The sequence below is a fragment of the Nostoc sp. genome, from assembly GCF_036917575.1.
Classification (GTDB): Bacteria; Cyanobacteriota; Cyanobacteriia; order Cyanobacteriales; family Nostocaceae; genus Nostoc.
The window spans coordinates 130,725-150,382 of sequence record NZ_JBALDC010000070.1; the positions used below are offsets into that span (position 1 = coordinate 130,725).

Annotated in this window: 11 protein-coding genes and 2 pseudogenes; 3 read left to right on the forward strand and 10 right to left on the reverse strand. The window is 43.6% G+C overall.

What is annotated here, in order from left to right:
• Window positions 1-49: 49 nt before the first annotated feature.
• The 3 genes from V7K79_RS20330 to atpD all read right to left on the reverse strand — a co-directional run bounded on the left by V7K79_RS20330 (window position 50) and on the right by atpD (window position 4,328).
• Window positions 50-2,161, reverse strand: coding sequence for an SPFH domain-containing protein (locus V7K79_RS20330; protein WP_335049789.1), 2,112 nt, complete (start codon window positions 2,159-2,161; stop codon window positions 50-52).
• Between the two features lie 153 nt (window positions 2,162-2,314).
• Window positions 2,315-2,728 (reverse strand): ATP synthase F1 subunit epsilon, encoded by a 414-nt coding sequence (gene atpC, locus V7K79_RS20335; RefSeq protein ID WP_335049791.1) that lies wholly within the window; start codon window positions 2,726-2,728, stop codon window positions 2,315-2,317.
• 151 nt (window positions 2,729-2,879) lie between these two features.
• Window positions 2,880-4,328, reverse strand: coding sequence for a F0F1 ATP synthase subunit beta (gene atpD / locus V7K79_RS20340; RefSeq protein ID WP_335049793.1), 1,449 nt, complete (start codon window positions 4,326-4,328; stop codon window positions 2,880-2,882).
• A gap of 742 nt (window positions 4,329-5,070) precedes the next feature.
• On the opposite strand from atpD, the gene V7K79_RS20345 reads away from it, so the two are divergent.
• Window positions 5,071-5,895, forward strand: coding sequence for a SirB1 family protein (locus V7K79_RS20345; RefSeq protein WP_335049795.1), 825 nt, complete (start codon window positions 5,071-5,073; stop codon window positions 5,893-5,895).
• 138 nt (window positions 5,896-6,033) lie between these two features.
• On the opposite strand, the pseudogene V7K79_RS30040 reads toward V7K79_RS20345, so the two are convergent.
• The 3 genes and pseudogenes from V7K79_RS30040 to V7K79_RS20355 form a co-directional block, all read right to left on the reverse strand.
• Window positions 6,034-6,135, reverse strand: a pseudogene (locus tag V7K79_RS30040) (PEP-CTERM sorting domain-containing protein); the annotation flags it as partial.
• 24 nt (window positions 6,136-6,159) lie between these two features.
• Window positions 6,160-6,630: pseudogene (locus V7K79_RS20350) on the reverse strand (DVUA0089 family protein); the annotation flags it as partial.
• A gap of 663 nt (window positions 6,631-7,293) precedes the next feature.
• Window positions 7,294-7,737, reverse strand: a complete 444-nt coding sequence (locus V7K79_RS20355) for an SRPBCC family protein (RefSeq protein ID WP_335049799.1) — start codon at window positions 7,735-7,737, stop codon at window positions 7,294-7,296.
• A gap of 247 nt (window positions 7,738-7,984) precedes the next feature.
• Here V7K79_RS20355 and V7K79_RS20360 point away from each other — a divergent pair, with 247 nt between their 5' ends.
• A complete protein-coding gene (locus tag V7K79_RS20360; protein ID WP_335049800.1) occupies window positions 7,985-9,661 on the forward strand; it encodes a mechanosensitive ion channel in 1,677 nt (558 codons plus the stop codon).
• Between the two features lie 664 nt (window positions 9,662-10,325).
• On the forward strand, window positions 10,326-11,357 hold the full coding sequence (locus V7K79_RS20365; protein WP_335049802.1) for an HNH endonuclease: 1,032 nt from the start codon (window positions 10,326-10,328) through the stop codon (window positions 11,355-11,357).
• Window positions 11,358-11,625: 268 nt separating this feature from the next.
• Here the strand turns inward: V7K79_RS20365 and V7K79_RS20370 are convergent, their stop codons facing one another.
• The 4 genes from V7K79_RS20370 to V7K79_RS20385 form a co-directional block, all read right to left on the reverse strand.
• A complete protein-coding gene (locus V7K79_RS20370; RefSeq protein WP_335049804.1) occupies window positions 11,626-12,930 on the reverse strand; it encodes a hybrid sensor histidine kinase/response regulator in 1,305 nt (434 codons plus the stop codon).
• Window positions 12,927-15,686, reverse strand: a complete 2,760-nt coding sequence (locus tag V7K79_RS20375; protein WP_335049806.1) for a CHASE2 domain-containing protein — start codon at window positions 15,684-15,686, stop codon at window positions 12,927-12,929. The genes V7K79_RS20370 and V7K79_RS20375 overlap by 4 nt, the downstream gene beginning before the upstream one ends.
• Before the next feature lie 246 nt (window positions 15,687-15,932).
• Window positions 15,933-16,853 carry a DUF928 domain-containing protein gene (locus V7K79_RS20380; protein ID WP_335049808.1) on the reverse strand — a complete coding sequence of 307 codons (921 nt, stop codon included), beginning with the start codon at window positions 16,851-16,853 and terminating at the stop codon, window positions 15,933-15,935.
• Window positions 16,854-17,046: 193 nt separating this feature from the next.
• Complete coding sequence (locus tag V7K79_RS20385; RefSeq protein ID WP_335049810.1) at window positions 17,047-19,617, reverse strand: CHAT domain-containing protein; 2,571 nt, start codon at window positions 19,615-19,617, stop codon at window positions 17,047-17,049.
• Window positions 19,618-19,658 lie beyond the last annotated feature (41 nt).

The following is a 19,658-nucleotide window of genomic DNA, read 5'->3' on the forward strand; positions in this document are numbered from 1 at the left end:
TTCTTGTAAGGGCACAACAATGTTATGCCCCTACTTCATGTTCCTGATGTTACTTATCTACAGGAAAATTCACAACTATAGGTGGATGACCGTTTTCTGTGGTTGGTTGTGCTTTGGTAACTACTGGTTGTGGATGCAAAGGTGTTGGTGTCAATTCACCCTTACCAGTTTGATTCCATAAAATCAAGGATAGTAGCCCATCCACTAAACCATTATTGCTACCATTACTGCCAACTAAGACATCTGGAATCAAGCGGACATTGCGATCGCCAATAATCTGCATCAGCTGCATTGCTGTATAACCTTGTGACCCCAAAGCTTCCACACCAGCGCGGTAGGTTTCAGCTTTGGCGTTACCTGTGGCCCGAATACCTTCAGCCTCAGCAATTGACCGGAGTTTCGTCCCCTCGGCTTCACCGTTCGCCTCTTTGATTTGGGCTTGGGCTTTCAGGTCAGCAATATGCACACTCTGCTCTGATTTTACCATTTCTTGCTGGATATCAGCGAGTGCCGTTTCCCGGACAAGTTGCTGCCGTTGGGTTTGCGCCATCTGCTGGACTTCATAAGTCTTGCGTTCTTCTTCGGCAATTTTCCGGTCTGTCTGTGTCTGCATTAATGACGCTGGTGGCTGAATATCACCAATCAAAGTGTCGATCGCTTGCACGTCATAAGCCCGTAATGCTGTTTTAATATACTCAGCAGCCTCAGATTGTCGTTCGCTGCGAGCGGTGAGAAAGTCTAGTACAGTATAATCTTGGGCTGAGTTACGGAAATAATTACCAATAGTTGGTTCTAATACATGGTCTACCAAATTTTGCATTGCACCAACGCGAGATATTACCTTCGGAGCATCTAAAGCACCCACATGGATAATTTGCGCTACTTCCAAATCAAAGGCAAACCCATCACGCGATCGCACTGTTAAAGAAGCCAGTTGAGCGTCATAGCTGTGACGTTCGGTACGATCTGACCAATTTAATACAATGTTAGTCGTTGGCACGAGTTCCATCTTCATGATTCGGGAATTAATCGGGTGCTTACCAGGATATAGCGGTTCGACCCACACACCCTTATGTCCAGGATTCACTAAGTTACCGTGGGTGAAAGCTGCACCACTAACATCTTGATGTGCTTTACCCACGAAAGAAATTACCACACCCACATACCCAATCGGAATTTCTGTCATCGGTACTTGCTCAACCTGGACAAACCAAGGATTCAAGTTCCAAGAACCCGAAAGCAAAGTCTGTTCTTGTAAACCTCGCCGTCCACCGCCATCAATAAATTTTTGACCATTTTGGAAGTTGTCGTGTCCCTCAATTATCGGCCCTGCAAGTTCACCGGCGGAGATTGGTAAACCATCTAAGGTGGTGACAATGCCAACTTTGTCAGATGCCAGACTGTACACCTGCAAATGTTCTGGAGTCATACCATGAGCGCTGGCATTTGTTGCTACGATGACTTTAAACAGGGCAGTATTAATCCGGTACGTACCAGCTGTAAGAAAACCCATTTGGCGTCCTTTTTCCCCACCTTGGGCAAGGAATTTTCGAGCATCTTGGAAGTTGTCACAACTGACAATTTTACCCAAAATCCGCTCTGGTGGGTTGGGTTGACCATCTGCTGCCACAATCAAAGCGATTTCCCCTTGGGGAACGGCAACTATCGGCTCTTTTTTTACAGAATACTGCCAAGGCCAATAGCCCCAATGCCAGCCAGGAGCTAAAGTATCTGCTTGCAAGCCAGCTTCGCCGTTGAGGGCAATCAAACTCCCCGCCGGGAGTCCCCGCCCGGAAAGGGTAAATTTTCTAACTACAATACCGACTTCACGCTCACCAATTACTACAAGCCCACCAAAGAATAGGGGGACAAATATAACTAAACCCCCAACAAGGACGATGGGGATTAATACAAAAGGATCAATTCCAGCAGCTTGATATTGAGTCCTGCTAATTTGTAACTGGGAAATATTTGGTTTGGTCTGATTTAGCTGGACTGATGCAGAAGTAGTTTTTACAGGAGCCGCATTGGCAAAGTGAATACTTCCAACGTTCGTCAAAGACACTGGCGCAGCGATCGCTAAAGTTGCTACGACAGATGCTGCAAAACGAGCTACCTTATTTTGTTTACAAGTACTAAGTAGAAATGAAAACCTTTTCATAATTTGTGCCCATCTGGGCAACTAATTAGCTAAGTTAACACTTCACTAAGGCTTGGCTCAATTTCTTAAACTTGATGTAATTTTTTTAAAATTTAATAAATCATTTGTAGGTTGGGCATTCCCCAACCTACAAAGTTGAAATAGAAAGTTAAATTAGACCGAACCACCAGCCGCTTGAAACCGAGCGCGGGCGCGTTTAAAGGCTTGAGTTGCCTGAATTTGAGCTTGGCGATCGTCTGCGGAAACTTGACTTAGACGTGTTTCTGCTTGATTGTAAGCAGTACGAGCTTCATCAAGGTTAATTTTGTCGCCACGTTCAGCGCCGTTAACCAGAATTGTCACTTCATTTTCTTCGACTTCGGCAAAGCCACCCAAAAGAGCGATCGCTTCCCAATTCTGATTTTTAGCGCCACGAACTCGCATCACACCTGTATCTAGAGCTGTCAAAAGTGGTGCGTGTCCGGTTAAAATACCTAGTTGACCAGTAGTGCTAGGCAAAACTATCTCTTCAGCCGGCGCATCCCAGACTGTTTTATCTGGGGAAATTACACGAACGGTTAATGTCATTTGTCCTTTGTCCTTTGTTGTTTGTCATTTGTCCTTTGTTGTTTGTCATTTATCGTTTTGTCTTTCGTAATTGCCATTAGTCATTAGCAGTTGAACTAATGACTAATGACCAATGACCAATGACTAATGACCAATGACCAATGACTAATGACTAACCTTTGATTTTGTCAGCTTTAGCGATCGCTTCGTTAATATCGCCAACCAAGTAGAAAGCCTGTTCTGGCAGAGCATCTAACTCACCAGACAGAATCTTTTGGAACCCTTTAATGGTGTCTTCCAACTTCACGTACTTACCAGGAGAACCGGTGAATACTTCTGCTACAAAGAACGGCTGAGACAAGAAACGCTCAACTTTTCGGGCCCGTGCCACGATCAGACGGTCTTCTTCAGACAATTCATCTAAACCAAGAATGGCGATAATGTCTTGAAGTTCTTTATAACGTTGCAGAGTTGATTGCACCGCCCGCGCCGTATTATAGTGTTCATCACCAACAATGTTGGGTTGAAGCATGGTGGAAGTCGAACCAAGGGGGTCAACTGCGGGATAAATTCCCTTAGCTGCCAAACCGCGCGATAGTACAGTTGTCCCATCCAAGTGGGCGAAGGTGGTAGCAGGTGCGGGGTCGGTAAGGTCATCCGCAGGTACGTACACTGCTTGAATGGAGGTAATTGAACCCTCTGTAGTCGAGGTAATCCGCTCTTGCAGTTCACCCACGTCGGTTCCCAATGTAGGCTGATATCCTACCGCAGAAGGCATCCGACCCAACAGCGCCGATACTTCTGAACCTGCTTGTACAAACCGGAAAATGTTATCAATAAACAGCAGCACATCCTGCTTGTTTACATCCCGGAAGTATTCTGCTACTGTCAATCCCGATAGACCAACCCGCATTCTGGCTCCGGGTGGCTCGTTCATTTGACCGTAAACTAGAGCAATTTTTGATTCGTTGAGGTTGTCTTTGTTGATAACCCCAGACTCAATCATTTCGTTGTAAAGGTCATTGCCTTCACGGGTGCGTTCACCCACGCCAGCAAAAACGGATACTCCACCGTGCTGAGTAGCGATGTTGTTGATCAACTCCATCATGATCACGGTTTTACCAACACCAGCACCGCCAAATAGACCAATCTTACCGCCGCGTCGATAGGGAGTCAGAAGGTCAACAACTTTAATCCCAGTCTCAAACACGGAAGGTTTGGTTTCCAGGTCGGTGAATTTGGGAGCAGAGCGGTGGATGGGTAAACTTGCCTCAGCATTTACAGGGCCCCTGTTGTCCACAGGTTCGCCAAGGACGTTGAAAATCCGGCCCAAAGTGGCTTTACCAACTGGTACGTTGATGGGAGCGCCTGTATCGGTGACTTCAAAACCGCGGACTAAGCCTTCGGTAGAACTCATCGCAACAGTTCGCACCTGGTTGTCGCCCAGCAGTTGCTGTACTTCAACGGTGATGTTGATTTCCTGTGCAGCTTCGTTGGTGCCAACGATTTTCAAAGCGTTGTAGATTTGTGGCAATTTCCCGCTGGGAAATTTAACGTCTACAACTGGGCCAATGATTTGGGTAATGTAACCAATGTTTGTTTTTTCTGCGGTTGTTACCATGCTGCGCCTAATGAGTGAAGCTAGATTTCAGATTAAGATCGGAGAAGACATAAAATTAAGCAATGTCACCTTTCAGATTAGCACTGAACGACCCTACCTTCGCCTTAAATTGATCCTTAAGACTGGTGTCTGAGCAACCAAAGTAGGCTTGCTTGTAAAACTGTTCAAGTCAGTCAAGCAATTTTGGATTTTGGATTGCCGATAGATAGCGTTGCGATCGCGAGTCCACGTTCGATTATTGTTTTCCGAGAGTGACAAAACAAAGTTATAAACGTAAAAACCTCGCAATTTCCTGTTTTAAAGAACAAACTAGCTTCACTGGGACGCCTGACTGGCTATTTTGCAAAAGAAAAGCCCTCACTTTGATATTGTCAAGGCGATTATAGTTAAGTTTCTCGTTGGGTTTTAGTCTAGTTAGGGTTTCTGGTATTCGCTTTTTCAGTTTGTTGTGGAATCGACGTATTTTGCACTGAGCAATTTACATTCTGAGTCTGGTTATTCGCAAAGGCGAACTTACTTAGACTGGGGAGTATTTAAGTATTTACTCAAATGATGGAATACTCAATAGCTTAATACTACTCTTGTACCCATAGGGTTTGATTAAAATCAAAAGTCCAAAGCTGCGTAAGTTTGGAACTACCGCTGTTAAATGGTGTTAATGCAGCGCTAAAATAAATGTAGTTACGACAAACTGGTGTAAGTTTACCCACTTCATCTTCACACCTCCACCGAGTAATAGCTTATGAATTTATCGTCAGCACGACAATATTTTTACCAGGAGATTCAGCAGTCTGACGAGCACATTGACCTAGCAAAGGCAGCTTTGTATATTGCACTAGAAGAATATCCCAACCTAGACCCAGAGGAATACCTCAATGCCCTTGATACAATGGCGTGGGAGCTTCAAGAACGCCTGCCTGACTCACGATATCCTTTGCGGATAGTTCAAAGTATTAATCAATATATTTACGAAGATTTAAAGTTTTCTGGTAATAAAATTGACTATTATGATCCACGTAACAGCTTTTTCAATGATGTAATTGATCGCCGATTAGGGATTCCCATTACCTTAGCGCTGGTTTACCTAGAGATTGCCAGACGGATTGATTTCCCAATGGTGGGTGTGGGTATGCCAGGGCATTTCTTGATCCGCCCAGATATTCCCGATATAGAGATTTTTGTGGATGCTTTCAATGGCGGTGAAATAATCTTTGCCCAAGATTGCGAAGACCGACTGTCTCAACTTTATCAGCAACCTGTAACCCTACAACCAGAATTTTTAGCTGTAGTTAGTAATCGACAATTTTTGGCCCGGATGTTGACAAATTTAAAATTTATTTACCTCAAACAGCAAGAGTTAGAAAAAACGCTGGCAGCGATTGAACGAATTTTGTTACTGTTTCCTGGTTTAACTTTAGAATTGCGCGATCGCGGTTTGATCTACTATCAACTCGGTTATTACCCCCAAGCCATAGACGACTTACAAAATTATTTAGCAAAAGTTCCTGATGCCGAGGATGCATCTGTGATTCGGCGGCTACTTACCGAATTGGGTAAGAATCGTTGAATCAAGTAAAAGGACTGGGTGAGAAAGATACAATAGCTTTGATTGCAACTTAAGTATCAAAATCAAAAATGCTGTGTCAGCAACATATTGACACAGCAGTGGTTAATTAAATTAAACAGCTTAAATAAAAATTGATGCTTATGCCTTAACTGCGGCTTGTTGTTTACGCTTGCGAACAGAGGTAATGCCGAAAGCACCTAAGCCTAAGATACCGATGAGAGAAGCGGGTTCGGGAACAGAAGCAGTCTCCTGGTTTAGGCTGATAGAGTAACTGTCAGGAGAAAAACCAGGACCAATAGAACCATAAGTAGGACCAGATTCGGCAAAGTTGGCGAAGGATGATATTCCCAACAAGTACTCACCACTATCTACAAACCGGTTGAGAGTGGATTGCGGCGTCAACTGATAATCGTCGTTCTCAGCGATTAGCGTACCTGACGAATCAAACAGTTGTAGTAGGGTATCGAAGGTGAAGGGTGTACCACCGACTGTCGTAGCGTTGAATTGCCCACCACCCCAAGAGAAAGAAAAGAGGTCAGCATCGTCGCTAGAAGAGATAGTTCCTTGGATGACATTAGTGCTACCAGGAAGATTTTGGGCGGTATTTAAAGTCTGACCTGCATCACCCACTTCAGTAAAAGTCGTAGCTTGTGCGGTTCCTGCTGCTCCCAGTGTAATAACTGCTGCTCCCACTGTAGACAGTGATAATTTTGTCAAAACATTTACATTAGCCATTCCGTTATTTACCCTATAAACGAATCTTTTTGTCTGCCTTCAACGCTTCAATCCTAAGAGGATGTTTGAAAAGTCATAATTGGTGTATTAACGTTTTTTACCCCACCCTAACCCTCCCCGTATGTATTGGGGAGCCACTGCGTTGGGCGGGCAATGCCCGACTTGAAGCAAGTAGCGTGAGGGAACTAGATTTTCCAGTTTCTCCCCTTTACAAGGAGGGATTGAGAGGGGGGTAAAAATTCGATTAAAATCACAGCCAACCACTTTTTAAACAACTTCTAATACGTGTTTCTAATGAGTAAAAACATTTTTAGCTATTCTACAGAAAATTGACTGAGAAATAAAGCTATTAATGTGCGGAAAAAAGGTAAAAATACATGCTTTAAAAAGCTTGTAACCACATCTACTAGAGGTTAGAAGCTGTATTTATACTTAAAATAATGATCAAGGAGTATTCTCAACAACTCAGTTGCTTCTCTGTCAAAGACGCTCTTGCTAGCTTGCTTCTTTGTAAAAGTACAAGTCGTCAAAAGTATTGTATTCCAGGCTTTCGCGTCATTTTGAATGGTATGTTTATTTACGCGCTCGTTGTACTAGTTAGCCACCGACAGCTTTTGGCACGAATACTGGGTAAAACTCAATACCAAATGACAAATGATCGAATTATTCTTGTTCTTCTGCAACTCGTTTGAGGCGGCGCAGTTGGGCTTGCATATCTTCTTTTGTCCAAGACGCGGCAAAGGTGTTAAAACCCCAACTAATTAAAGGGTTAGGGATATCGTACTCAAAGCGGTTGAGTAGGAGCGTTCCCTTTTCTGTTGGCTGACATTCCCAGCGATCGCGCCCTTGAAAAAAACCCTGAAATTCCCAGACTACCAAACCCGGTTGTCGTTCTACAACTACGCTATTCAACGTGGGTTTGAGTAAAGGAATTTGAATGATAAAACGACTTTCACTGCCGACATCGGTACTCCAAGCTTCGCCTACAGGTTCGCAACGCAGGACAGGGTTAAGCCAACGGTGCATGAGAGCTAAATCGCTAATACAGCGCTCCACCACCGTAGCTGTAGCATTAATTTGAATCGATTGTTCCAAAACTTGGGACATTCCACATCTTTGGTGCTGTTGCTGCAATTAGAGTAACGCAAAATTCAGCAAAGTGGGAGATGAGGGAGCTGGGGAGCTGGGGAGGCTGGGGAGGCTGGGGAGTAGAGGAGAATAATTAATCCCCAATGCCCAATGCCCGTATATTAAATCAAATATGAGTAAATATGTATGTTTTTACTGGTAAATTGATAGGCAAAACACTGACTCAGTGTTTGCGGCGAATACTTAAGCATAATTCCCGAAAACTATGAACACAACTTGGCAAGAAATAACCCAGGTGATGTCAACGACGGGCTACGCCTACGGAGTTGGTTTATCCACGAGGGTGCAGCAATTTTTGGCACAATCATCACCCAGCCTGCAACCAATACAACCAGCAGTGAATCAAGGAATTGCTGATGTGCAAGATATTGTTCAACAGTTGATTCTGTTTACGCCTCGTCTTTTAGGGGCGGTAGCAATCTTACTAGTAGGTTGGCTGATTGCAGCGATCGCAGCAGCAGTGACGCGAGGAATCCTTAATCGCACAAATATAGATAACCGCATTGCCGCAGGGATAACGGGTCGTCAAGATGTTCCCCAAGTGGAGAAATTAATCTCTAGCTTAGTTTTTTGGAGCATTATCCTGTTGACGGCGGTTGCTGTTTTACAGACATTGGATCTGGAGATAGCCTCTCGACCCTTGAATAATTTTCTCAATCAACTTATTGGCTTTTTGCCAAAGCTGGTTGGTGCAGGAATCATTTTGGTAGCAGCCTGGTTTTTGGCGACCATTGTGAGGATTATCACTGTGCGCTCATTACAGGCATTTAACCTGGATGAGCGTTTGAATCCAGAACCAGCAGACACAGCACCCAGCCTCAATCAGCTGTCTTTGAGTCAGACGATTGGCAACGCTCTGTATTGGTTTATATTTTTACTGTTTCTCGCTCCAATTTTGGATACTCTCGGACTACAGCAGGCTCTACAACCAGTACAAGCTTTAATTACAGAAGTTCTGCTAATTCTGCCGAACATTTTAGCGGCGATCTTGATTGCTGTAGTTGGCTGGTTCATCGCTAATGTGGTGCGGCGGATTGTAACAAACTTGCTGGCAACAACCGGTCTTGACCATTTAGGTAGTCGGTTGGGATTATCTTCTACTGCGGGGGTGCAACCTCTATCGAGTATTATCGGCACAATTGTCTATGTTTTGATTTTGATTCCTGTAGCGATCGCAGCGCTGAATGCCTTGCGAATTGATGCGATATCTGTGCCTGCGATCGCTATGCTGCAACAGGTTCTCAACGCCCTACCTGCCATCTTTACAGCCGTGGCAATTTTGATTGTTGCCTATTTCGTCGGGCGGTTTATCGGGGATTTGGTTACAAGTATTCTCACCAATTTAGGGTTTAATAACATTTTCAGCATACTCGGTCTGACAACACCCAGCAGACGAGTTGTAATTTCTACAGAATCAACAACTCCCCTGATTCCAACCCGCACGCCATCGGAAGTTGTAGGCATTGTTGCCTTAGTGGGTATCATGTTGTTTGCAACGGTGGCGGCGGTAAATATCTTGAATATTCCAGCCCTGACGGCATTAGTGTCTGGGATTGTGATCGTATTCGGGCGGATTTTGGCAGGATTGATAATATTTGCCATTGGCTTATTCCTGGCAAATCTAGCTTTTAATATCATTACCAGTTCCGGCGAACGTCAAGCCCAGATTTTGGGACAAGTGGCGCGGATTGCCATCATTGGCTTAGTCTCGGCAATGGCACTACAACAGATTGGAGTTGCCAGTGATATTGTAAATTTAGCCTTTGGACTTTTACTCGGTGCGATCGCAGTTGCTATTGCCCTAGCCTTTGGTCTTGGAGGGCGCGATATTGCACGAGAGCAAGTTCAAGAATGGCTAAACTCTTTCAAAGGTAGAAATTAAAAATTGATGAAGGCGCAATTTCATCTGTAAATCTGGAAAAGTGCAGCCCTAAGCATTAATAGTGGAGAAAATCTCTCTGCAATTGTGCTTAAGAAATTAAAAGTTAGAACTGAGAAACTCGGAGTTTGAGTGTAGAATTTGACGTTTCGAGTTCTAAAGCTCAAGTTTCGAGTTCTAAAGCTCAAGTTCCCAGTTCAAAGGTCGAAGTTTCGAGTTCAGAGGTCGAAGTTTCGAGTTCAAAAGTCGAAGTTTCGAGTTCAAAAGTCGAAGTTTCGAGTATCCACAATATTTTTGTAGCTTGAAAAAATTAAATTAATAAATTTAAAAGGGTATTTTTAGTGCCGTTAACTGCGTAGGCGTAGCCCGTCGTAGACATCGCATTGAGGAAAGTTCTATCTCTCAGCAGAGTAGGATCATAGAACAGAGCAACCTCCACAAATTTTTAACTTTGGTAAGAATTCTTTTAATCCAAAATCCAAAATTGCTGGTTAAACTAATCGGATAGTTCAGTTTTTGAAACAACGATATACAAACGATACAAATTGATTACTATCTATTTAATATTTTTGAAAATAAATTAGTCATTAATGCTGAGGTGTTTATTGATTTGAAAAAGAGAAACTGGAGTAAATACTCTATAGCAGAAATTAAAGGTTACTAAAACATGGATTTTATCAACCAAGCACAGAAGTTGGCAGATACAGTTAGAGATAAAGCTCAAGAAGCAGCCAACAATGTAGTAAACGGGATGAATGAAGTAGTTGATGGAATCAAGAACACTACTAGCGATATAACGACTTCAAGTATCCGTGCAGTTAATGATTTACAAAGTTTATCAACCACCACAACACAATCAAGTTTTCAAGCTGTTCAAAATGTTAGTAAAACATTTCAACAGACTGCTGTTGGAGTTGCTGCATCTAGCATGGTTATGGCTGATGCATTGCAAAATTTACCAAAGACAGCTGCGGAATTAGCCCAAGAAATGCCGAAGATTGCAAATAGGCTGAGATATCGTGCTGGTGTTCGCGTGGGAGACTTACCTCGCTCTGATGCAGATGTCATGAAGCTTTTTGAGAAAATTCCTGGCACATCAAAGCTTGGAGGTAAAGAATATACAATTCGGCAATTTCTTAAAGATAAGCATGGTAGCCACATCAATCCACGTTCCCAAGGTGGCTCGAATGCAGCTGATAATATCCTTTGGGAAGTAGGTGTTGATAATCTCCGCCGAGGAGCCAAAGTTATGACTGTTGGCGAACAGTTTTATATTCGGGTTTATAATGCGGTAGATTCAATTGTCTGCAATTCTGGGACAATCGCGAAACTTGGGATTACCGCAACAGGAACAGCTATTCTCACTCAAGTTGTAGTAACGGCGATTTCCTACTCTTTGGATCTTTATCGAGGTGACATTACTGTTGAAGAGTATCAAAATCTAATTTTTGAAGCAGCAAAAGCAGCAGGTATTGCGACACCAATTGTTTTTTTGATTTTGGTAGCTGTGTTAGCTTTATTTCCAGAATTTACAGTTATTTTGTCAGCACCAGTCGTTGTTGCAGGCTTTAATGCTTTATTTGGTATTAGTATTGCTACACCCATTATTCAATCGCTAGTTCGTCATGTCGAAGCAGGAGGTTTTGGTATAGAAACTGCTGATGCTTACAAAACTGCGTTTGATGGTTCCGCGCTCTAAAATCAGCTATTCCAAATTGAAATTGCATAATTAGGGTGGGTATCTCGCCTACCCGTAGCCAAATGCGGGCTTTTCAGTTCATCTAACAAAATTGGATAATTGATTTGTTGTAAATTTCCAAATAATCAATAAAATCAGGTGCAACCTTTAGAGCTGATTCGTAAAGAAAATTTAAAAATAAATGAATCTGGTTTTACTCAGGTTATGGGCTAAATTGAGTGTAGTTATGTAGAGTTGCGGATTCATGATGAAACTAATATATATTATATCATATAGGTAAAGTAATAATAAATTTTGTCCCCTCACCAGGTACTGACAAGCAGTTGATTTGTCCGTTGTGTTTGTCAACAATAATTTGGTAGCTGATTGCTAATCCCAGCCCGGTTCCCTTACCTACGGGTTTGGTTGTGAAAGATTGCTCAAAAATTCGAGATTGCACTTCGGTAAGCATACCGGGGCCGTTATCTTGGATGCAAATTGTGACGGTTTGTTGCTGGGGATTAACCGATGTGGTAATGGTGATGATGTTCATCGGGCAAGCAGCAATCTCTCGCTCGGAATGGTTTTGATGGAGTTCATCAAATGCATCAATGGCATTGGCGATGATATTCATGAATACCTGGTTCAGTTGTCCGGGATAGCAACTGATTGGAGGTAACTCACCGTATTGTGTGACAACCTGGATTTTAGTGCGATCGCCATTGCCTTTGAGTCGATGTTTCAATAGCATTAAGGTGCTATCAATTCCTTCCTGAATCTGAAACTCCACCTGAGATGAAATATCTGCGCGAGTAAAAGTTCTCAAAGAGAGACTGATCTCTTGAAGACGAGTAATTCCCTGGTGCATTGATGCCAGTAATTTCGGTAGATCCTCTGCTAGATACTCCAAGTCGATTTCTTCAACAAGCTTTTCAATTTCCGGGTCTGGCTGAGGTAGCTTTTGCTGTTGGAGGCTCACCAGGCGAAGCAGATTATTTACATATTCCTCAATATAGAATAAATTTCCGCTAACAAAACCAACCGGATTATTAATCTCATGACCAATACCTGCAACCATCTGCCCTAAAATGGACATTTTCTCACTCTGGATCATTTGTAGTTGGGTTTGCTGTAACTTTTGTAAAGATTGAGTTAATTCTGTGGTGCGTTCTTGCACGCGTTCTTCTAATGTGCGGGTGAGATGGGAAATTTTTAGGTGTAACTTTAAACGGGCAATAACTTCTTCCTGTTGGAAAGGTTTGGTAATATAGTCAACCGCACCTATTTCCAGTCCCGCCACCTTGTCTGTAGAATCGGATAGGGCAGTCATGAAAATTACTGGAATATTCTGAGTAATGGGATTGGTTTTCAGTCTGCGACAAGTTTCAAATCCATCAATACCTGTCATCATGACATCTAAGAGAATCAGATCGGGATGAGCATATTCTGTTTGTTCGATCGCTGATTCTCCATCTGTTGCCATCAGGGCTTTCCAGCCACACCTCTGAATCGCTTCAGATAACACCTTGAGATTGTTGGGATTGTCATCCACTAATAGAATATGTATGGGTCTTGAGATCGGAACAGCGATCATGGATGTAACTCCGTTGTGACAAATGATTTGAGTAACTTACGGATTTTTCCAGTTTGGAAATTGGCAGTGAGTTTGCTTAACTCTGCTGCAAAGGGAGCTAGTTGACTATTTTGCTCAATTAGTTCTTTTAACATTCCTTCAATCGCCGCGATATCTCCCATCATTGCCAAATGATAGAGTTGTTGTAAAATATCTTGGGATGGTAATACCCATTCACTAGCACCAATCTGCTCACCTTTGGGAGGTGAAGATTCGGCATACATCCATTCCACTCCCAACAGCGATCGCAGTCTATTGAGTAGTTCCTCAATCTGGAGAGGTTTGGGTAGGAATGCTGTTGCCCCTGCCTCTAAACTCCGTTGGCGATTTTCCTCAAAAACGCTAGCACTAGAGACGATAATCGGAATAGAACGAGTTTGGGGATTCGCTTGCAGATGAACCATTAACTCAAAACCATCCATATTGGGCATGGCTAAATCGAGCAGAATCACATCTGGATTGTGTTCAATTGCCACCTGTAGCCCATGTTTGCCATCGGTTGCTTCTAGGGTTCGACAGCCAATTTCTTGCAGCAGACTAGTCAACATAGAACAGTGGTTGCGATCGTCATCAACAATGAGAATCTGAGGCGCACTACCGTGAATCCCGGTAATTTTCTGGGGTGTTGGGACGATTGCTTTTCCATGCCAGTCATGATCGAGTGGTACTGGTACTGTCAAATCTAGCCAAAACAGACTTCCTTCGCCCAGATGACTCTGCACTTGAATTTGGCTCTCCATCAATGCCGCAATTCTTTGGCTAATCGCCAATCCTAAGCCAGTACCTTCAGATCGCTGTCCTGCTTCACCAACTTGCTCAAAGGGCAAAAAGATTTTCTCCAATTGGTGTGGTGACATTCCAATACCAGTATCTTCAATCTGAAAACGAATCTTGGCGATTGGAGATTGGGAAGACTCTTGCCCAGTCTCTAATAACTCTACTTTGAAAATTACGCTGCCGTTATCTGTAAATTTGATCGCGTTGCCCAGTAAATTAATTAACACTTGCCGCAGCCGTTTTTCATCGACTTCAATGGCAAGTGGTAGGCGATCGCTAATTAAGATATTAAATCCAATCCCTTTCTGTTCAGCCCGGATACCACAAATTTCAGTTACACCATGTAAGAAACTTGCCAGATGGACGCTAGTGACAACCAAATCCAATTTTCTCGCTTCTATCTTCGAGAGATCGAGAATGTCATCGATCAGCATCAAAAGATGTGAACCGCATTGAGAAATAATGCTGACTCCTTCTAGGTTTTTAGCTGTCATGTTTGGCGATCCTTTTAGTAGCTGGGCAAAACCAAGGATGCCATTTAGAGGTGTACGTAGTTCGTGGCTCATATTGGCGAGAAACTCACTCTTGGACTGATTGGCAGCATCGGCAGCTTGCTTTGCCTCAACTAATTCATGAGTTCGTTCTTCGACTTTCGTTTCTAGGGTTTTGGAATAATCTAATAGTTGACTGTTGGCAATTTCCAGTTGGCGATTTGTTGCTTCTAACTTCCGTTGTTTATAGGCATTGGTTGTTGCAATCACACTACCGATAAACGCCGCTAAGGCGGGTGTTACCGGAATTAAAACACCAGACAAAAACATCCCATAGCCACACAATATAAAGGCTCCACTGATGCCTACAGTTGCCCAAAGAATTTTGCCACCGGGAATCCGCAGCTTGCTACTGGATAACAACCAACTGCCTGTAGAACCAATGACAGACCACAAAACAATCCAAAGTGATAAATAAATGCCAGAAAAACCGTGCAGACTGGCTTTTCCTGTTTTTGCTCCTCGTACTAATTGATGAGCAATATTCGCATGAACAACCACACCCGGAGTCGGTTTTTGAGCAGATATCCAAGAAGAGAAGGGTGTGCTGAAGAAATCATTGGTACTGGAGGCAATTGACCCAATAAATACCATGCGATCGCGCATCAAATCTGCCGGAATTTTCCCTGCTAACACATCGCGCATCGCAACTGTCCGAAATGCGGCATCTGCTCCATGCCAATTGAGCAGAATTTGATAACCTCCCATATCGGCATCGGTATAACCTGCTTCTTGATTTTGTAGTGGTAAGTAAATTTCTTTACCCAACTGAAACTTTTGCTGTTGAGGGTCAATGCTTTCTAAGCTAATTTTTTCAGCTTCGAGGTACTTTAAGGCTACAAGGGTTGCTAGTCCGGCTTTAATGGTGTTTTTCTCTTTAGCATCTTCAGCTGTCAAAAGGGCGCGACGTACAAAGCGATCGCCATCTAACACTAAATCTGCTAATCCTACCCGATCCTGTTTTTTCAATTCTGGCGGGGGATTGACGCGTTCACCAGTAATTTTCTCAACTCCGATCAAATTGGGAGTGTTCCGAAAAACTTGAACAAGTTGCTCGTATCCGCTTCCTTCCGGTAAATCTCGATAGAGATCCAAGCCAATGGCTCTAGGCTGCTGCGCTCGGATTTTTTCTAGTAATCGTGCTAGCGCCCAGTCTGGAATTGGCCATTTACGCACCGATTGGATATCGCGCTCATCGATTGTGACAATCACAATCTCATCAGCGATCGCCACACGCGATCGCTGACGAACCCATTCATCGCGAATTTTCCATTCTGGTAAATTGAAAAGTCCTAACGATTGCCCAACCATAACCGTCAAGGCAACGCTAGGAGTAATAATTAAAACGCTGCGAGTGCGTTGGACAAAAGCCCAGAATTTGCGCCACATATTCGTACTATATAAATGGGGATTGGGGAACTCGGCGTTCCCTCTAGAAAATAAGGGGTAATGGGGACTGGATGGAAGAAAGAAGAGGGGAGCAGGGGAGGCAAGGGGGACAAGGTGACTAAAGTTAGAACTTGCAACAAGTCTTTCCCTTCCCCTTGTCTCCAATTCTCAAGAGTCCCCAAGTCTCTTCCTAATGCCTTGTTTGCCCTGTTTGCCGAATTCCCAATCCCAATGCCCAAACTGCTATTAGTTAGTAGATGCTAATAAGTTCGCTGTTACAATCTCCTTCAAACTTACTGAGGATAGAAGTTCTTCCCATTGTTTGCGAAGAGTTGCATTGTCAGGTTGAGCGGTGTATACCGATGCAAGTGTTGCCACACAGTCATACCAAACACCGTTTTTACCCAAAACAGTAGCCCGCTTCAAAGCATCTTGCTCTTGGATTGCTGTTGCCAACTCAGCACTAGGCTGGATACGCTGAACCCAACCATCGACGTAGGGGGTACTTGGACTGAGTTGCCCATCTACTTTGAGTGCTAGGAACCATTGATAGTTTTTCCCAACAGCTAAAGCGGGCGCATTAGCTGGTAATTTGATCGCGATTACCCCAGTTCTCCCTGCAACTGAAATGTTCATCTGATATTGCATATTGCCAGCTTCATCCTTGAGGCTGAATACTGCTTCCTGGGCATTGGAAGCCGGGAGATATACTAATATTGTGGGACGTTCTGATACTGTTGTGCCATAGAAGTTTTGAGGCAAGAGGGCGATTAGCGCTGCTGGTTGCGCTGTACTTGTAGTCGCTGGATTCAAGTAGTAAGTACCAACGCGAGAAGCCCCCGCACTTGCTTGTTGGGGAGCGCCTTTGCCGACAGCAGGGGTAAAGAGGTTGCCGCGAGAAGCTCCTCCAGTTGCCTGTCTGGGCGTACCTTTGCCGACAGCAGGGGTAAAGAGGTTGCCGCGAGAAGCTCCTCCAGTTGCTTGTCTGGGCGCACCTTTACCGACAGTAGGTGTAAAAATACTACCGCGAGAAGCTCCTCCAGTTGCTTGTCTGGGAGAGCCACTGTTGGCGGGTGGGGTAAATGTAACAGCATGAGCACTTGTCCATGCATTGCTAGCGATCAGAGCGATAACACTCAATGTACTAGCTAAATATTGACGTTTCATGATGTTTTTCCCTATGTCATTGAAATATGATACAAACAAAATATGTTTTTTAAACTATGGTCAGAAGCTCATAGAATAAGTCTAGGTAATAGTAAAGTCAGAGAACTTCTACTAGCATTATAAGCAAGTTTAAAGTGGACTATTGTAAAAAATACTTTAAATTATTTATAAAAATCTCAGTTATATTACTTAGCTAAATCCAGTTGCCGATCAAAACAAAACCAGACCAAAAGAACGGTTCGTGGAAATCAGTTTGGCGAATTAGGCTAATTTGTGCTTGTCTTAATGCTTCGGCTTTAGTAATTTTGGGTTGTCGTAGTTGGTCATAAAAGCGAGTCATGAGCATCGCAGCTGCCCGATCTTTGACGGGCCATAAAGTAGCGATAGTTGAGCGAGCGCCGGATTTGACAGCCAAGCCTGCTAGTCCCAGGACGGCGCGATCGTCTCCTGCTGCTGTATCGCAGGCACTTAGTACCAGCAGTTCGATGGCTTTTGATGGATCGCTACCCCGATTTTTCAGGAGTTCAGATAACTCTTTAACATTGATTTCTCCATCCCAAGTGAGCAAGAAGGTGTCTTCGAGGCGAGAACTAAACTGTCCGTGGGTTGCGAGGTGAACAATACTTTTACTACTAGATTTCACACGTTTGGCAAGGGCTTGACTGGTGAATTCTTGATTCAGCAACACAGAGGAAGATACTGCCTTGGAGATTTGTTTCACTTCTGATTCCACGGCGGGTAAAGCACTAAAGCCAGCGCGAGATTGGCTAATGCCACCGACGATCGCACTGATGTGATTTTGATGATGCGATCGCGTCGCCATCAGTTGCAATCCTGGTGAGAGCGCTACAGCATATTTCTCAATCAGATATTGCTTACCATCAAAAAGAGCTGCTATGGGAATGTTCCGCAATCGACCATCTAAAACAAACACCAATGTCTTGGTATTAATGAATGCTTGCTCTGCTTCTTCTGGGCGAATTAACCAATCATAAATCTGTTGGGACAATCGATCTCGGTCTTTGGAATCTGAGACAGGGTTAAGAGCAACCAAAAAATTGTCTAGAGTCTGCTCAATTTCAGCTTGAGATTTATGAGTAACATAGGAACGGAGTGGTTGCCCTGCTTTGGAGAGAATTACTGTTAAACGATCTGGCAGAATAATCGGATAAATAACGGTTGCAGTAGGATCAACTTGATCAATCTGTTGGGTTCTATCTAAACAGGCTTCCCGAAAAAAGTTATCGAGTTCTGCAATTTGTAATGCCTCAATCAATTCACGAGCTTCTATTAGTTCTGCTTGACTCGGTTGATCCTCTAAAAGTAAATCAACCAGTTCCCGGTAGACCGGCTCCACACTGGTGCGAAAAGAGAACTGGACATCAGGGTTAATAGCTACCAAATCTCCCCGCAGTGCCTTTAAGGCATTAACTGCTTCCGTATAAGTGGTAATTGCTTTTGAGCGATCGCCTTGTTGTTTATACAACTGTCCCACCTGCCGCGCAGATTGAGCAATGATATCGTTAGCTTGGAGTTGACGGGCAATGTTGAGGGATTTCTGGGTTAACTCCTGTGCTTGGGATAACTGCTGTGTACGAAGATAGAGTTTTCCCCATTGATTTAGTGCGTGAGCTTCGGCTTGAGTATCCTGGATTTGCTGTGCAGATTTGACTGTGATTGCCATCAGTTGCGCCAAATCTTTTAGCGGTAGGATTGGGTGAGAATTTGACTGGCGGTTGATGGTAGCAACAAAATTGATCGCTGCGTAGAGTGAGGTGTGACTGGGGGGCAGTTCCCGGAGTTCTTGGAGTAGTTGAGGTGCGAGTGAGTTAACAAACTCTAGTTTGTTGTAATTGAGGAAAAGTTTGAACTGAGCTAAACGCGCTTGTAACCGATCGCTTGGGTTAGTTGTTAAGAGTTGAGCCTGTTCAAAGTAATCTAATGCGGCTTTTGGATCTTGCAAGTCAACGGCAGTTTGGCCCAAGCCGATCAGAATAGAACTTAACTGGGGTTGGGCTGAAATTTGGCGAGCGATCGCTAAACTTTGCTCTAAAATCTGTTGACTTTTACTAGAGTCACCGATTATTTGCAAAGCTAAACCAAGCGATCGCAGTCCACTAACTTTGATTTCATTATCTGGCATTCCTTGGAGTTTTTCAGTCAGTACCTCTAACTGTTGTTTAGAACGGCGGTAAAATCCCAAAGTTTGTAAAGCTTGTGCCTGGTTGATTTGACTACCCAGGCTTCCCATTTTATCGCCTGCTTGCTCATAAAATTTTTGAGCTTGTTGCCAACTTTCAAGCGCGGTTTCGGCTTTGCCAGTGTGCAATTGCAAATTTGCTTGGGTATTGAGTACTTGTGCCCAAAGAATTGCATCAGCAGAGGGAATAGAGGTTTGCAATAGTTTCAGACTTTGCTCAATAGATTGTTGGGCTGCTTGCCATTGATTAAGTTCTTGTTGTGTCAGCGAGAGGTAACTTAAACTTAGAGCTTCGTTCAGGCGATCGCCTTGGGCATGGTACTGTTGTGCTGCCGTTTGCCAAATCGTCACTGCTTCTGGAAAGCGTCCCGAACGGTAAAGGTTGCGTCCCTGTTCTAGCCAATTGCTCGGCTGCGAAGAAGTGGATACTGATACATTCAGGGTAGAAGTTGTTGGTATTTGCACAGATGCTCTAGCAGGTGTAATGCTTACTGCCAAACACAAGCTCAAAATACTCAGACTAATATATAGCCAACGACGTTGTTTAATAATTGAAAAAATCATAAGTAATTACCGATATAATTTTTAGAAATCTGTATATATTA

What these genes read in the sequence shown, in the direction of transcription:
- V7K79_RS20380 (WP_335049808.1), bottom strand. Translation starts at nt 16,853, where the DNA reads ATGAAACGTCAATATTTAGCTAGTACATTGAGTGTTATCGCTCTGATC.
- V7K79_RS20355 (WP_335049799.1), bottom strand. Translation starts at nt 7,737, where the DNA reads ATGTCCCAAGTTTTGGAACAATCGATTCAAATTAATGCTACAGCTACG.
- V7K79_RS20385 (WP_335049810.1), bottom strand. Translation starts at nt 19,617, where the DNA reads ATGATTTTTTCAATTATTAAACAACGTCGTTGGCTATATATTAGTCTG.
- atpC (WP_335049791.1), bottom strand. Translation starts at nt 2,728, where the DNA reads ATGACATTAACCGTTCGTGTAATTTCCCCAGATAAAACAGTCTGGGAT.
- V7K79_RS20375 (WP_335049806.1), bottom strand. Translation starts at nt 15,686, where the DNA reads ATGTGGCGCAAATTCTGGGCTTTTGTCCAACGCACTCGCAGCGTTTTA.
- atpD (WP_335049793.1), bottom strand. Translation starts at nt 4,328, where the DNA reads ATGGTAACAACCGCAGAAAAAACAAACATTGGTTACATTACCCAAATC.
- V7K79_RS20345 (WP_335049795.1), top strand. Translation starts at nt 5,071, where the DNA reads ATGAATTTATCGTCAGCACGACAATATTTTTACCAGGAGATTCAGCAG.
- V7K79_RS20330 (WP_335049789.1), bottom strand. Translation starts at nt 2,161, where the DNA reads ATGAAAAGGTTTTCATTTCTACTTAGTACTTGTAAACAAAATAAGGTA.
- V7K79_RS20370 (WP_335049804.1), bottom strand. Translation starts at nt 12,930, where the DNA reads ATGATCGCTGTTCCGATCTCAAGACCCATACATATTCTATTAGTGGAT.
- V7K79_RS20365 (WP_335049802.1), top strand. Translation starts at nt 10,326, where the DNA reads ATGGATTTTATCAACCAAGCACAGAAGTTGGCAGATACAGTTAGAGAT.
- V7K79_RS20360 (WP_335049800.1), top strand. Translation starts at nt 7,985, where the DNA reads ATGAACACAACTTGGCAAGAAATAACCCAGGTGATGTCAACGACGGGC.